At 38.3% G+C, this 269-nt stretch carries 1 protein-coding gene; it reads right to left on the bottom strand.

Annotated features, from left to right (window positions below; genetic code table 11):
* A partial coding sequence (locus tag SB659_RS19615; protein ID WP_410551618.1) for a hypothetical protein occupies nt 1-230 on the bottom strand: 230 nt, incomplete at its 3' end.
* Nucleotides 231-269 lie beyond the last annotated feature (39 nt).

Genomic DNA, 269 nt, shown 5'->3' with positions numbered 1-269 from the left:
CTTTCCACACACTTCTCGGAAGCTAAACTCAGGCTGGCTAACCTCTCGGGAGAAGAAATTAACTCTAAGTTATTCAGCTCTTTTGGATGACTGTTTTTAAGAGCTTCAGCTTTCTCAGAAAATTCAGTTATTACTTTTCGTATTCTATCACTTGATAGTCGAGTATTTTCATCGCGGTATTGATTATTCCAACGCTGATAAGCCGAATGGGAAAATAACGAAGGAACCACGCATTTTAGTCGATGATCACTAATATACCGAAATAACTC

Source organism: Arthrobacter sp. SIMBA_036, assembly GCF_046535135.1.
Lineage (GTDB): Bacteria > Actinomycetota > Actinomycetes > Actinomycetales > Micrococcaceae > Arthrobacter.
The sequence above is the reverse complement of the archived record's forward strand: the minus strand, read 5'-3'. Positions and strand labels throughout refer to the sequence as shown.